This is a genomic window from Nocardiopsis sp. LOL_012, assembly GCF_048060475.1.
In the GTDB taxonomy this organism is placed as follows: Bacteria; Actinomycetota; Actinomycetes; order Streptosporangiales; family Streptosporangiaceae; genus Nocardiopsis.
Genome location: NZ_JBHMIV010000016.1, coordinates 1 through 13,704 on the forward strand (window position 1 = coordinate 1; position 13,704 = coordinate 13,704).

Sequence of the window (13,704 nt, forward strand, 5' to 3'; positions counted from 1 at the left end):
CCGCGGCCTTCCCTGCCCGTCGCCCACCACCACCCTCAACGGACGGCCTCCGGCCGCGGCCCCTCCTTGCTCATTCCTCGCTGCGGCAGCGACTCCTCCTGCAGAGACCGAATGCGCCGCTCGCGCTGCTCACGCACGTTGTCTGTCGGCCAGATCGGCCGGACGGGCCGGGTTCAGTCCTGCATGGCGCTCTCGGGGATGGGCTCACCCGCTCGGATGGCGGTGAACATCTCCTCGGAGCGGACCTCGTCCCAGACGACCACGGAGCCCACCCCGTCCAGGGTGGGGGTCGAGCCCACCGGCACGGACGTGGTCTGCGTCCCCCCGCGCATCGCCAGCACCATCGTGGCCAGGTGCCGCAGGTGGACGTCGTCATCGACGATGAAGGTGTCCGTACCCGCCGTCACCAGCGGCATCACCCGGAACGGGTTGAACAGCGTCGACGGCTCGGTGGCCGTCTGGACCAGCTCGGCGAAGAACTCCCGCTGCCGCTGGATACGGTCCAGGTCGGCGCGGGGGGTGGCGCGCGTGCGCACGTAGCCCAGCGCCGTGCCGCCGTCCATCATCTGGCACCCGGCCTCGATGTCCAGCCCGGCCTTGGGGTCCTGCATGGCCTGCTCGGGGCACAGCTCCACACCGCCGACCGCGTCCACCAGGTCGACGAAGCCGCCCATGCCGATCTCGACGTAGTGGTCCACGTGCACCCCGGAGGCGCGCTCGAAGGTCTCCACCAGCGGCCCCGGTCCGCCGCAGACCTCCTCGCCCGCGTCGTCGGTCCCGCAGACGGCGTCGGCGAAGGCGGTGTTGATCTTGTTGTCCGCGTAGCCGGGGATGGCCATCGGCACGTAGGAGTCGCGCGGGACGCTGACGATGGTGGGTGAGGCGTCGCCCTCGGGGATGTAGAGCAGCATGATCGAGTCGGTCCGGCGGCCCTGCGCGTACCCGGTGGCCAGCTCGTCCATCTCCTCCTCGCTGAGCCCGTCCCGGCTGTCGGAGCCCACGATCAGGTACGTGGTACCCGGCTGGCCCTCCGGCCGGCCCTCGTAGTCGGTGACGGCGTCCACGCGGACCAGGCGGCTGTCGGCCCAGGAGTAGAAGAGGGCGGGCGGCACGGTGAGCAGGATGATCAGCACGACGAGGACGCCCGCCGCGACGTTGCGGAAGCGCTTCTTGTGCCGCTGCCGGGACCGGCGGTCCCTCCCGGTCCCGTCGTACACCCTGCCGGAGCTGTGGGTCCGGCGCTTCTCCGGCCTGATCGGCGGCGCCTCCCCGGCCTCGGGGACGCGCCGGGCCGCCCCCACGGTCCGCCGCTCGGACTCGCGCTGTCGGTAGAGCCTCTCGAACTCGTCCGGCTTGTCCGGATCGCCCGCGCGACGGAACACGCCCGCCCGGTCGTGTTCGCTGGTGGGGCCGGAACCGCCCCGGTTCTGTGAGTCCGTCATCGATCCGCCCGCCCGTCGCGCTTCTGCTCGATTCGAAAGGTTCCTGCTGCCCGTGTATGACCGCGAAAACTGTAGCCGGGTTCGCACTCGCCTACGGTGGCCCGGGCCACCTTCCGGGAGGGCTCGGTTCAGCGCAACCGGTGCGCCCCGGCCGAGGGCAGGGCGGAGCGGACGCGGGGCGGGACCCGGCCGCGGTCGGTGAAGGCGCGGGTGAGGGCGGCCGTGATCGGCTCCACGCGCTCCTGGGCGGCCAGCGCGACCAGGGTGCCCGCCCAGCCGGACACCCGCACGCCCCGGGCCCCGGAACGGGAGGCGGCCTCGGCGGCCAGTTCGACCTCGGCGGTGGTCAGGCCGCAGCCGCGCAGTGACAGGTGGGAGGACTCCAACACGGGGCCGGTCTCCCCGGCGCGTCCGGCGCGCAGCAGGCCCACGGCCGCGTTGAGCCGGTGTACCTCCGTGAGGGCGCACTCGGCGCGGGCGCGCAGCGCGGGCTCACGCAGCTCCCGCAGTGCCGCGCGCGGGTCCCGGACGGACCGGAGCGGACCCAGGGCCTCCTGGGCACGCCGCAGCGCCGCCGTGTGCGCGGGTCGCGGGTCGCGGTGCGGCAGGGCCCCGGTGTCGACGACGAGCAGGCACAGCCCCTCACCGGCCAGGTCGAAGGGCAGGATCACCGTCCGCAGTGTGTCGGGCCGCACGCGGACCGCGTGGCCGGGGCGGGCCGTGAGCACCACCCGCTCGTCGGCGGTCGCGCCCTCCGGCGGCGGCCCCCCCGTGATGTCGGCGAGCGCGAGCGAGACCGCTCCGGCCACGGCCGCCGCGTACCCCAGCGAGGCGTGCCGGGGCAGGTTGCCGTCCAGGAGCACGTGCAGCCCCTGGCCGCCGCCCAGCAGCCCCGCACGCCGTGCCGAGTCCGTCGCCGCGGTCACGGCCCGGAAGGAGGGGTCGCGGGGCCTCAGCGGCCCTCTGGGCGTCGCCACGCGGGTGCGGCCGTCGGGGGAGGTGTCGGCCGCGGCGGTCACGCCCCAGGGCAGGGCCGCGTACAGGGCGCCGCCGCCGACGGACGCCGTGTGCTCGCCGAGGAGCGCCGCGCGGCCCGGCGCGTGCCACACGCCCGAGGCCGCCGAACCGTACCGGGAGCCGAACTCCGCAAGGAGCCGGTCGGCCCCGGGTGCGGCCGACGGCCACGCGCCCCGCGGGCCGGCCGACCGCACGCCCAGCACGGCGCGCAACCGGGTCACAGCGCGTTCCAACAGACGACCTCTTTCACTCGGTTCCCACCTGGTCCACGCGGTCCGCTCCTGTGCGCGGACGGCCGTGTGTGGCGGGTTCCCCTCCCGCCCGTTCTCCTCTAGTGTTGCGCCCACCAGCGGCGACCGTGGAGTGAAGGGGGCCATGCCCGCAGTTGTGGACCGGGGCCGTGCCGCGGCCCGGCGCTACCGCCACATGTCCATGGACGCCTTCTGGGCGCTGCGCCACAGGAGCGCGGTCTTCGACCACCTCGTGCGCGCCCTCGGCCGCTACTCCGAGTGCAGCGGCAGTCTGCTGGCCGGGGCGGTCACCTACTACGCCTTCCTCTCGTTCTTCCCGCTGCTGGCGCTGGCCTTCGCGGCGGTCGGCTTCGTGGCGGCGGGTCAGGCCGACCTGACCTCCTATCTCGAAGAGGCACTGGACCAGATCCTGCCCGGACTGTCCGACCAGCTTCCCGTGGAGGAGATCGCCAACGCGCGCCTGGGCGCGGGCCTGATCGGTGTGCTCGGACTGCTCTACTCCGGGCTGAACGCGGTGTCGGAGCTGCGCCAGGTCCTGCACAGGGTCTGGCTCAAAAAGGTCAAGGACAGCCCGAACTTCCTCCTGGGCAAGGTACTGGACCTCCTGGTCATGCTGGGTCTGGGCGTGGCGCTGCTGTGCACGGTCGCCTTCACCAGCGTGGCGCAGACGGCCACCGGCTTCCTGCTGTCGCTGGTCGGGTTGGACGGCTCCCTGGTGGCCAACCTGGCGCTGCGGGGGCTGGCGCTGGTGATCGCGGTGGCGGCCAACACGGCGATCTTCGCGATGGTCTTCCGCCTGCTCTCGGGGAGCGGTCGGCCGGTCCGGGAGCTGTGGCACGGGGCCCTCCTGGGTGCCGTCGGCTTCGAGATCCTCAAGTCCGTGGCCGCGATGCTGCTCTCCGGGACGCTGAGCAACCCGCTGTACGCCTCGTTCGCGGTGCTGGTGGGGCTGCTGGTGTGGATCAACTTCGTGATGCGCCTCGTGGTCCTGAGCGCCTCGTGGGCCGCGACGTGGCTGCCGGTTCCGCCGCCCTACACGGCGATGCCCGAGCCCTCCGACACTGCTGACTAAATACGCGAAGAGCGACTTTTAGTCGTATATAAGGAAAAACACCCACTCGTGGAACAGCGACCCGTATGCGCGGGGTGTGGGAAGGGTAGTCCTCCTCTGTCCCGGTCGACCGTTTCATCGGGACGCACCGGCTGCCGACGGTGACAGTCGGCGATCACCCCCCTCGGAGGGCAGATGGGAATCGCATTCAAGTCGTCCGAACGCCCGACACTCGGTGTGGAGTGGGAACTCCAACTCGTGGACCGGCAGAGCCGCCACCTGAAGCAGGAAGCGGGGGAACTCCTTTCCGAACTCCCCGAACTCAGCGCCCGCACGGACACCCCTCCGCTGCGGCACGAACTCATGCAGTCGCAGGTGGAGGTGGTCACCGGCATCTGCGAGACGGTGGAGGAGGCCAAACTCGACCTCGCTCGCAGCATCGACCGGATGCGTGCGGTCCTCGAACCGCGCGGCACCACGCTGACCTGCGCGGGCACCCACCCGATGGACGACTGGCGCGACCAGTCCTTCAGCCCGGGAAAGCGGTATGACGAACTCATCGAGCAGTTGCAGTGGCTCGCCCGGCGGATCCTCACCTGCGGGGTCCACGTCCACGTGGGCGTGCGCAGCCCGGAGAAGGCCATCCCCATCGTCAACGCGCTCACGAAGTTCCTCCCGCATTTCCTCGCTCTGAGCGCTTCCAGTCCTTTCTGGAGCGGACACGACACGGGGCTGGCCTCCGCCCGCTCCGTCGTCTTCGGGGCCCTGCCCACCGCCGGCCCCCCGCCGAACCTGTCCGGATGGACTGCTTTCGAGGAATACCTCGCAACACTTCAGCGGGCGGGTACCATCGCCTCTATCAAGGAAGTGTGGTGGGACATCCGGCCGCACCCGGATTTCGGCACCATCGAAATCCGGATGTTCGACGGGATTCCCACCCTGCGCGAGGTGGGCATGGCCGCCGCGCTCTCCCAGACCCTGGTGGAGGCGTTCGACCACCAGCTCGACCGCGGGTACGCACTGCCCAACCCGCCGTCCTGGCTGGTGAGTGACAACAAGTGGCGCGCCACCCGCTACGGGCTCGACGCTCGTGTCATCACGGACATCCATGGAACCACCGTTCCGATCCGCGACGACCTCTACGAGCTGGTCCGCGAGTTGCGCCCCGTCGCCGCCCGCCTGGGCTGCGCGGAGGACCTGGACCTGGTCTCCGAGACCCTGGACAAGGGCGCCTCCTACGAACGGCAGCGCGCGGTCGTCGCCGACGGCGGATCGCTCGACGACGTCGTGGACATGCTGGTCGACGAGCTCCGCGGCGGCCCCGCGCGCGCAGAGGTCGGCATCGGCGGCGGAGCCGGTGCACGCTGATACGCGAATGAAGAGGGGACCCCCGCATGCAGGGACGTGACCTGCCGGAGCAGTTGACCGCTTTTCTGGCGCGCCATGAGAGGGAGTTCACCGGCTTCCGCCGGGACCTGCACATGCACCCCGAACTCGCCTTCGCCGAGCACCGGACGACCGGACGGATCGCCGAGCGGCTGCGCGAGGCCGGGCTGGACCCGCGCGTCCTGCCCCGGGGCACCGGCCTGGTGTGCGACGTCGGCAGTGGCCCCGGGGGCCTGGTCGCCCTGAGGGCCGACATCGACGCCCTCCCCCTCACCGACGAGAAGAAGGACGTGCCCTACCGCTCCACGGTCCCCGGGGCGGCCCACGCCTGCGGTCACGACGTGCACACCACGGTCCTGCTGGCGACGGCGGTCTTCCTCGCCCAGCAGGACCGTTCCGGTTCCCTTCCCGGGCGGGTGCGGCTCATCTTCCAGCCCGCTGAGGAACTGCCGGGCGGTGCCGTCGAGGTGGTGGACAACGGTGCACTGAAGGGTGTGGAGCGCATCTTCGCCCTGCACTGCGACCCCCGGCTCATGGCCGGACGGGTCGGGCTGCGCACCGGCGGCATCACCGCCGCGTGCGACCAGGTGATGGTCCGCCTGTCCGGACCCGGCGGGCACACCGCGCGGCCGCACCTGACCTCCGACCTCGTCTACGCCCTGGGCAAGGTGGTCACGGAACTGCCCGCCGCGCTGTCCCGACGCGTCGACCCCCGGGCCGGGTTCAGCCTGGTCTGGGGGCGGATCAGCGCGGGTGCGGCCCCCAACGTCATCCCCGACGACGCCGTCGCCGAGGGCACCGTGCGCTGCCTGGACGACGAGGCGTGGCATGCGGCCCCCGAGATCATCAAGGGCCTGGTCGAGTCGGTGGCCGGCCCCTACGGGGCCGAGGTCGAGGTCACCTACCGCCGGGGCGTCCCGCCCACGATCAACGAGGCCGGGAGCGTGGAGGTGATGCGCGAGGCGGCCGCCTCGGCGCTCGGCGCCGACGCGGTGGCCGGCACCCCGCAGAGCCTGGGCGGGGAGGACTTCGCCTGGTACCTGGAGCACGTCCCCGGGGCACTGGCCCGCCTGGGCACCCACTCGCCCGACTGGGAGGGGCCCATGCTGGACCTGCACCGGGGGACCTTCGACGTCGACGAACGCGCCATCGGCGCGGGCACCCGGTTCATGGTGACCACGGCGCTGACGGCCCTGTGGAACCGGAGCCGTGCCGGGGAGCGGGTGGACGACGAGGCCCTCGCCTGAGCCGCTGTCCCGCCTGCCAGCGGTTTCCCCGGAACGTGTGACGCCACTGTGACACCGGCGTCCGGCCGCCGGGTGGCATTCTGAGGTGTATGAACCAGCCACTCACTGTTGAGCAGATCCGGCGGGCGCCCAAGGTCCTGCTGCACGACCACCTCGACGGCGGCCTGCGCCCGGCCACCGTGGTCGAACTCGCCCGGGAGACCGGCTACACGGGGCTGCCCACCGACGACCCCGACCGACTGGGCGCGTGGTTCCGCGACGCATCCGACTCCGGCTCCCTGGAGCGCTACCTGGAGACCTTCGCGCACACCACCGGGGTGATGCAGACACGCGAGGCGCTCGTGCGCGTGGCGGCCGAGGCCGTGGAGGACCTGGCCGCCGACGGCGTGGTCTACGCCGAGCAGCGCTACGCCCCCGAACAGCACCTGGAGGGCGGGCTCACCCTGGAGGAGGTCGTGGAGGCCGTCCAGGAGGGGCTGGAGCTGGGCCAAAAGCGCGCCGCGGACCAGGGACACGCCATCAGGACCGGCCAGCTCGTCACGGCCATGCGGCACGCCGCGCGCTCGTCGGAGATCGCCGAACTCGCGGTGCGCTACCGCGACGCCGGCGTGTCCGGGTTCGACATCGCGGGCGCCGAGGCCGGGAACCCGCCCACCCGGCACCTGGACGCCTTCGAGTACCTGCGCCGGGAGAACTTCCACTTCACCATCCACGCCGGTGAGGCGTTCGGCCTGCCCTCGATCTGGGAGGCCCTCCAGTGGTGCGGGTGCGACCGCCTGGGCCACGGCGTGCGCATCATCGACGACATCACCGTGGAGGAGGGCGCCCCGCCCCGGCTGGGCCGACTCGCCCAGTACGTGCGGGACAAGCGGGTGCCGCTGGAGATGTGCCCCAGCTCCAACGTCCAGACGGGCGCGGCCGCGTCGGTCGCCGAGCACCCCATCGGGCTCCTGCGCGATCTGCGCTTCCGGGTCACGGTCAACACCGACAACCGCCTCCAGAGCGGGGTCGTCCTGTCGGAGGAGTTCGCGAAGCTCTGCGCCGCCTTCGGCTACGGCTGGGACGACCTGGAGTGGTTCACGGTGAACGCGATGAAGTCGGCCTTCCTGCCCTTCGACGAGCGCCTGTCGCTGATCAACGGTGTGATCAAGCCCGGGTTCGCGCAGTTGAAGTGGGCGACGTCTTGATGGAGCGGCCGGGCTCCACGACCTACGCGGTGACGTTCACGCGGGTCATGGCGGCGCTCTGGACGGCCGTCGCGCTCCTGTTGCTGGTCGAGGTGCTCCTGGCGGGCCGGGGCCGGTCCGCGTGGATCGCGGGTGCCGTCCTGGTGGTGAGCATCGCCGTGGTGTACCTGGTGTGGCTGCGGCCGCGCCTGGTCGCCACGGAGCGGGGCCTGCGGGTGGTCAACCCGGTGCGGGAGACGTTCGTGCCGTGGTCCGCGGTGGTGTGGGTGGACGTCACCGACGTGCTGCGCGTGCACACCCCGGACCGGATCGTGCGCTCGTGGCCGCTGCGGGAGACCCGGCGGTCGCGGGTGCGCGACAACCTGAGACGGACGTCGGGCCTGGTCGACCCGGAGGCCGGTGCCGGGGACGCCCCGCAGCGTCCGATGGACCGGATCGCCGCCGAGCTGCGGGGAGAGGCCGAGCACCGCAAGGCACGGCCGCTGAGCGGGCCGATCAGGGACGTCGCCGAGGCGGGCCCCGCGGCCCTGGGGGCGGGGGACCGGCCCCAGTCCATGGTGCCGGTGGAGGTGTTCGCGGTCCTGGCGGTGACGGCCGCCGCGATCGCGGGTGTCCTCGTGTTCGTGCCCGGGGGTTGACGGCGCACGCCGCTTCTGATTAGGTAAGGCATGCCTAAGGGGGAACGTTCCGGATGGACGGACTTCGCGCGGATGGTCCCTCCGTCCGGTTCTCCTCCCGAGGGCGGCGCGCGCGGTTCAACTGAATACAGGAAAGGTGTCCCGTCCGTGAGTCCAACGGGATCTGCGGGGATTCCGCACGGCGGGACACCGGGGAAGCACCGCCTCCGGCCTGGTCGCGGCCGGTACCGTTCATCCCAAGGCCTCGGGGTGTACAGCTCGCCACGCCGGTACCGGTTCATCTGCACCACGGCCGGAGGCGCCCCGTTTCCCCACCCACACCCGGCGGCTCGCGCGACTCACGCCCGTTCGAGCGCGCCGTTCAGCAGTTCACCCAGCCGTCCGGCCCGCTGCGTGACGACCTCCAGGGCCTGGTCGGACTCGAAGGGCGCGAAGACCGACCCCACGGCGTCGTTGGTGACCATCGCCAGCCCCAGGACCTCGGCCCCCATCTCCACCGCCGCGATGGTCTCCATCGCGATCGACCGCCCGACCACGTCCGCCCCCGCCTGGCGCAGCAGCGCCAGTTCGGCGGGGGTCTGCAGCTGCGGACCGACGGTGGACACGTACACCCCCTCCGCCAGGGAGGGGTCCACCTCCTCGATGAGCCCACGCAGCCGCGGGGTGTAGGCCTGCGACAGGTCGACGAACCTGGCCCCCGTCAGCGGTGAGCGCGCGGTGAGGTTGATGTGGTCGCGCACCACCACCGGGACGCCGGGGGCGATGTCGGCCCGCAGGGAGCCCGCCGACCCCGTCAGGACCGCGATCCGGGACCCGGCGGACAGGCCGGTGCGCACCGCGTGGGTGGCCGCCATGGGGTCGTGGGTCTCGTACTCGTGGACGCGCCCCATGAACACGACCACACGCTTGTCGCCGACCCACACGCTCCGCACCTTGCTGGAGTGGCCCTGCGCGGTCGGAGCGAGGAAGCCGGGCAGCTCCCTCACGTCGAACTCGATGTCGACGGCACCCAGTGAGTCCGCCGCGCCCGCCCACCCCGAGCCGAGCACCACCAGTGCGTCGAAGGTGTCGGCACCGGCGCGGGACAGCAGCTCCCGTGCCGCCTCGGACGCCATGTCCTTGGCCTCTTCGCTGGTCCGGGGCTCCTGCTCTGTGTTGCTCACACCCCGGATGGTACCCATGGGTAGTCGGATCAATCCGAAGGGTGGTGCAGTGTGTCCGGCGGGTGGAACGCCGGTGTCGGTCGTGCGACATCACGGACGGGACCGGGGGCGCGCGGTGATGCACGCGTCGTTCGGGGAAGGGTGTGTGGGGGATACGGGTGTGTCCTTCGTCCCATTAACGGGTGAGAAGGCCGCGTCGCGGGTCCGGCCCGCGCAGGTATCCGGTGGCCCGGCGCCCCGTGCGCGGGGGCTCTTGCCGATACCGCGGGCGGACATGGACGACAATGGGTGCGAGCGAGAACCTGGTGGTGTTCGGCTCCGCCCGACTCCCGAGCCGGACGGGTACGGCGGCCGACCGAAGAGGGAGTGAAGCAGCGTGACGAAGGTCGTGATCATCGGTGGCGGACCCGGGGGCTATGAGGCGGCGCTGGTGGCCGCCCAGCTCGGCGCGGACGTGACCGTGGTGGAGCGCGACGGGATCGGCGGCGCCTGCGTCCTCACCGACTGCGTCCCCTCCAAGAGCCTCATCGCCACCTCCACGCGGACGACCTACGTACGCGAGTCCGAGGTCCTGGGCATCAACGTCCCCAGCGGCCCCGACGGCAAGTCCGAGGTCGAAGTCGACCCGAACACGTTCAACCCGCGCATCAAACGCCTCGCCCTCGCCCAGTCCGAGGACACCCGGGCCCGGCTGGTCAAGGAGGGCGTGGAGGTCGTCGTCGGCGAGGCGCGACTGGTCGACCCGCACATCGTCGCGGTGGGGGAGCGGCGCATCCGCGCCGACGTCATCCTCATCGCCACCGGCGCCCACCCCCGTGAACTCCCCACCGCCGAGCCCGACGGCGAGCGCGTCCTCACCTGGCGCCACCTCTACGACCTCGACGAACTCCCCGAGAAGCTCATCGTCGTCGGCTCCGGCGTCACCGGGGCCGAGTTCGCCAGCGCCTACCAGTCCCTGGGGTCGGACGTCTCCCTCGTCTCCTCCCGCGACCACGTCATGCCCACGCAGGACGCCGACGCGGCCCAGGCCCTGGAGGAGGTGTTCACGCGCCGTGGCATGAACATCCTGAACCGGACGCGCGCCGAGTCGGTCACCAACACCGGGACCGGTGTCCGGGTGACCCTCTCCGACGGCCGCGTGGTGGAGGGCACCCACTGCCTCATGACCGTGGGCATGATCCCCAACACCGAGGGGATCGGCCTGGAGGAGGCCGGGGTCCGGCTGGGGCAGGGCGGGTTCGTCGAGGTCGACCGGGTCTCCCGTACCACCGTGCCCGGCGTGTACGCCGCGGGCGACTGCACCGGGGTCAACATGCTGGCCTCCGTGGCCGCCATGCAGGGCCGGATCGCCATGTGGCACGCGCTGGGCGAGGCCGTGGCGCCGCTCAAGCTGTCCACGGTGGCCTCCACCGTGTTCACCCACCCCGAAATCGCGGCGGTCGGCGCCAGCGAGGACGACGTGCGCAGCGGCCGGATCGACGGGCGCTCGGTCACACTGCCCCTCAACACCAACCCGCGCGCCAAGATGAACGAGGTCAACGAGGGCTTCGTCAAGCTCATCTGCCGACAGCACACCGGCATCGTCCTGGGCGGTGTCATCGTCGGCCCGCGCGCCAGCGAACTCATCCTAGCGGTGTCCGTCGCGGTCCAGCAGAACCTGACGGTGGACGACCTGGCGCACACCTTCGCCGTGTACCCCTCGCTCTCGGGCAGCGTCACCGAGGCGGCGCGCTCGCTCATGCTCGCCTCCCCGGAGTAGGCGGGCGATCGGGGCCGCGGGGTCCGCCGTGCGTGGGGCCAAGCACGTCACGGCGGATTCCGGCCCCGGACTCTTACTCCGATCCGACACCGGTGCATGTAGGCTCGGGCCCGTGATTTGTCCTAAGTGCCAGAGCCCCATGCGTACCTACGACCGGCAGGGCGTCCACATCGACCGGTGCGACGTCTGCCAGGGCATCTTCCTGGACCGGGGCGAGCTGGAGAGCATCCTGGCGGCCGAGCAGCGCCACTACGCCGCCCCTCCGCCCGCCGCCCCCCAGGGCCCTCCGCCCGCCTACCCCCAGCAGGGCCCCCCGCCGGGGTACCCGCGTCCGGGCGGCTACCCCGACTCCCCGAAGGGCTACCGGGGCTATCCGGACTCGCCCAAGGGGTTCCGCGGCGGCTACCCGGACTCCCCGAAGGGCTTCCGCGGCGGCTATCCGGACTCGCCCAAGGGCTACCGCAAGCGCCGCAAGAGCTTCCTGGAAGAGCTCTTCGACTGAGTCGGCCGTGCATCCGCTGATCTGCTCCCGCTGCGGTGAGTGGAACGAGGTTCCCGACACCGGGGCGGGCGCGTCCGCTCTGCGCTGCCACGCCTGCGGCCAGGAGCGCCCCTACCGCCGCCTGCCGCTGTACTGCGTGTCGGGGCCCAGCGGTACCGGCAAGTCCACCATCGCGGGCCTGCTGCTCGAACGGCTCCGGGACCGCTTCGTCGTCCTCGAACAGGACCTGCTGTGGGTGGGCGGGCTGCGCGACCCGGCCGACCACCACCGCCTGTTCCGCTCCACCTGGCTGCGCACGGCCGCCATGGTGCAGCAGAGCGGGCGCCCCGTCGTGCTCTGCGGCACGGTGATGCCCCCCGAGCTGGAGCCGCTTCCCGAGCGGGCGCTGTTCGCACGGATCCACTACCTGTCGCTGATGTGCGACCCCGACGTGCTCGCCGACCGCCTGCGCGCCCGCCCGGCCTGGCGGGCCTGGGACGAGGAGCGGATCGCGGAGAACCGGGAGTTCGTCGAGTGGATCGCGGCCGAGGCCGACCGCCTCACGCCCCCGCTGACCCTGGTCGACACCACCCGTGTCGCCCCTGAGGACACCGCCGAGGCCGTGTGCGCGTGGGTGGAGGAACTGCACGCGCGCTTCGCGTCCGGGGCCTGAGCCACCGGCGGCCCCGGACGGGCGGAGAGGACGCCGCGGGCCCCGGGCACGCGCCCGGGGCCCGCGTTCGCGGTCTCGCGCCGCAGGTGTCAGAAGTCGAAGCCGCCGAAGTCCCCGCCGCCTCCGAAGTCGCCGCCGAAGTCACCGCCCCCGAAGTCGCCGCCCATGTCGTCGGTGCCGACGTCTCCGGCGCCCATCATGCCGCCGCCCATCATCGACCCCATCATGGAGCCCATCATCATGCCGGTGAACATGCCCATCATCATGTCCGTGCCGAAGTAGCCGCCGGCGTAGGGGGAGTAGGCCGGGCCCGCGTCGTAGTAGGGGCGCCGCTCGCCGTCCACCTCCACCAGGCGTACGTCGGGCTGCCCGCCGGTGCGCACGGCCTGCGCGCACACCGCGCACGCGGTGACCGACCGGGGCGCGCCGCCGGGCGGGGCCCAGACGACGTCCTCGGTGGAGGGGCCGTGCTGCGGGTTGAAGAAGCAGGGGCCGCGCCGCTCCGGCACCGGCTCCCCGTTCATCCGGGCCCGGGTCGCGGCCATGTGGTAGCGGCCGTCCTCCAGGGACTGGGTCACCGCCTTCACCTGTTCGGGTTCGGTGATGGTGTCCAGGCGCGCCTTGGCCTGGTCGTAGGAGTCCATGGCCCGCGTGTAGTCGACGCGGGTGGCCTCGTCGACGGCGGTGAGGTCGATCTCCAGCCGGGCGACGTCCTCGCCGAGCCGCACGACGTCCTCGGTGGCCATCTGCTTGATCTCGGCGACCTGCTTGGCCTTCTCCGCCGCGCGCTTCTTGCGGCTGTGGCGGACGAACCAGGCGCCGCCCGCGACGAGGGCCACCAGCAGCACGATCAGGACCACGCCGGAGGCGGCACCGGCGTCGGACTCGGACTGCTCGACGGCGTCGGGCACGGCCACCAGGGTGTCGATCTGGTTGCCGCCCTGGGCCAGGGCGATCTCCCGGATCTCCCCGGGGTCGTCCAGATTGGGTGAGGTGACGGCGAAGGCGTCGGAACCGGCCAGGATGCCGTAGGCGCCGTCGCCCACCTCGGCCATCACCGGGTCCATGACGGCGTCGACGCTGGAGTTGGAGTTGGCGGTCCCGCTGGGCAGGATCACGTAGTAGACCGGCACGTCCGAGCCGGACGCGGCGTTCTCCAGGGCGAGCTCGTCGGCCGGGGAGATCTGGTCGATGCTGGGGTCGATGTAGACGCCGTCGCCTTCGAGTTCGTCGACGATGGCCTGGGTGTCCGGTAGTTCGGGCTGGACGTCGGCCGCGGCGGGCAGGGCCGCGGTTCCCGTCACCGCCGCCACGAGTCCGGCGGTCAGCACTGTGGGTGTTGCCAAGCGGCGCGTCATGGTGGTTCCTCTCGCCTCCTTCACCGTCAGAGACGAACGGCGCGGACCCGG

Annotated in this window: 12 protein-coding genes; 8 read left to right on the plus strand and 4 right to left on the minus strand. The window is 72.1% G+C overall.

All coding sequences use genetic code 11. From position 1 onward, the window contains the following. Positions 1-173: 173 nt before the first annotated feature. Complete coding sequence (locus tag ACFHWE_RS12240; protein ID WP_416601282.1) at positions 174-1,442, minus strand: LCP family protein; 1,269 nt, start codon at positions 1,440-1,442, stop codon at positions 174-176. Between the two features lie 128 nt (positions 1,443-1,570). Next, positions 1,571-2,692: a galactokinase family protein gene (locus ACFHWE_RS12245; RefSeq protein WP_416601284.1), complete on the minus strand. Its 1,122-nt coding sequence runs from the start codon at positions 2,690-2,692 to the stop codon at positions 1,571-1,573. A gap of 142 nt (positions 2,693-2,834) precedes the next feature. Here ACFHWE_RS12245 and ACFHWE_RS12250 point away from each other — a divergent pair, with 142 nt between their 5' ends. From ACFHWE_RS12250 to ACFHWE_RS12270, 5 genes are all read left to right on the plus strand, one after another. After that, the gene (locus ACFHWE_RS12250; RefSeq protein ID WP_416601285.1) at positions 2,835-3,782 is read left to right on the plus strand and encodes a YihY/virulence factor BrkB family protein; all 948 of its coding nucleotides are present in this window, start codon (positions 2,835-2,837) and stop codon (positions 3,780-3,782) included. Between the two features lie 174 nt (positions 3,783-3,956). Beyond that, a complete protein-coding gene (locus tag ACFHWE_RS12255; RefSeq protein WP_416601287.1) occupies positions 3,957-5,129 on the plus strand; it encodes a glutamate--cysteine ligase in 1,173 nt (390 codons plus the stop codon). A 26-nt stretch (positions 5,130-5,155) separates the two neighbouring features. After that, the gene (locus ACFHWE_RS12260; RefSeq protein ID WP_416601288.1) at positions 5,156-6,394 is read left to right on the plus strand and encodes an amidohydrolase; all 1,239 of its coding nucleotides are present in this window, start codon (positions 5,156-5,158) and stop codon (positions 6,392-6,394) included. A gap of 89 nt (positions 6,395-6,483) precedes the next feature. Beyond that, entirely contained in the window at positions 6,484-7,581 is a 1,098-nt protein-coding gene (locus ACFHWE_RS12265) for an adenosine deaminase (RefSeq protein ID WP_416601289.1), read from the plus strand. After that, positions 7,566-8,219, plus strand: a complete 654-nt coding sequence (locus ACFHWE_RS12270) for a PH domain-containing protein (protein WP_416601290.1) — start codon at positions 7,566-7,568, stop codon at positions 8,217-8,219. The genes ACFHWE_RS12265 and ACFHWE_RS12270 overlap by 16 nt, the downstream gene beginning before the upstream one ends. A 338-nt stretch (positions 8,220-8,557) precedes the next feature. Here the strand turns inward: ACFHWE_RS12270 and ACFHWE_RS12275 are convergent, their stop codons facing one another. Continuing rightward, on the minus strand, positions 8,558-9,382 hold the full coding sequence (locus tag ACFHWE_RS12275) for a purine-nucleoside phosphorylase (protein ID WP_416601291.1): 825 nt from the start codon (positions 9,380-9,382) through the stop codon (positions 8,558-8,560). A 376-nt stretch (positions 9,383-9,758) separates the two neighbouring features. On the opposite strand from ACFHWE_RS12275, the gene ACFHWE_RS12280 reads away from it, so the two are divergent. From ACFHWE_RS12280 to ACFHWE_RS12290, 3 genes are all read left to right on the plus strand, one after another. Next, positions 9,759-11,141, plus strand: a complete 1,383-nt coding sequence (locus ACFHWE_RS12280) for an NAD(P)H-quinone dehydrogenase (RefSeq protein WP_416601293.1) — start codon at positions 9,759-9,761, stop codon at positions 11,139-11,141. Between the two features lie 112 nt (positions 11,142-11,253). Continuing rightward, positions 11,254-11,643, plus strand: a complete 390-nt coding sequence (locus ACFHWE_RS12285; RefSeq protein ID WP_416601295.1) for a zf-TFIIB domain-containing protein — start codon at positions 11,254-11,256, stop codon at positions 11,641-11,643. 7 nt (positions 11,644-11,650) lie between these two features. Continuing rightward, positions 11,651-12,295 (plus strand): AAA family ATPase, encoded by a 645-nt coding sequence (locus ACFHWE_RS12290; protein WP_416601296.1) that lies wholly within the window; start codon positions 11,651-11,653, stop codon positions 12,293-12,295. A gap of 89 nt (positions 12,296-12,384) precedes the next feature. Here ACFHWE_RS12290 and ACFHWE_RS12295 read toward each other — a convergent pair whose 3' ends face one another. After that, entirely contained in the window at positions 12,385-13,626 is a 1,242-nt protein-coding gene (locus tag ACFHWE_RS12295; RefSeq protein ID WP_416601439.1) for a chemotaxis protein CheA, read from the minus strand. Between the last annotated feature and the right edge of the window lie 78 nt (positions 13,627-13,704).

Bases quoted from the DNA above. Each gene is read 5' to 3' on its own strand.
- ACFHWE_RS12240 (WP_416601282.1), bottom strand. From the start codon at position 1,442: ATGACGGACTCACAGAACCGGGGCGGTTCCGGCCCCACCAGCGAACAC.
- ACFHWE_RS12250 (WP_416601285.1), top strand. From the start codon at position 2,835: ATGCCCGCAGTTGTGGACCGGGGCCGTGCCGCGGCCCGGCGCTACCGC.
- ACFHWE_RS12255 (WP_416601287.1), top strand. From the start codon at position 3,957: ATGGGAATCGCATTCAAGTCGTCCGAACGCCCGACACTCGGTGTGGAG.
- ACFHWE_RS12260 (WP_416601288.1), top strand. From the start codon at position 5,156: ATGCAGGGACGTGACCTGCCGGAGCAGTTGACCGCTTTTCTGGCGCGC.
- ACFHWE_RS12265 (WP_416601289.1), top strand. From the start codon at position 6,484: ATGAACCAGCCACTCACTGTTGAGCAGATCCGGCGGGCGCCCAAGGTC.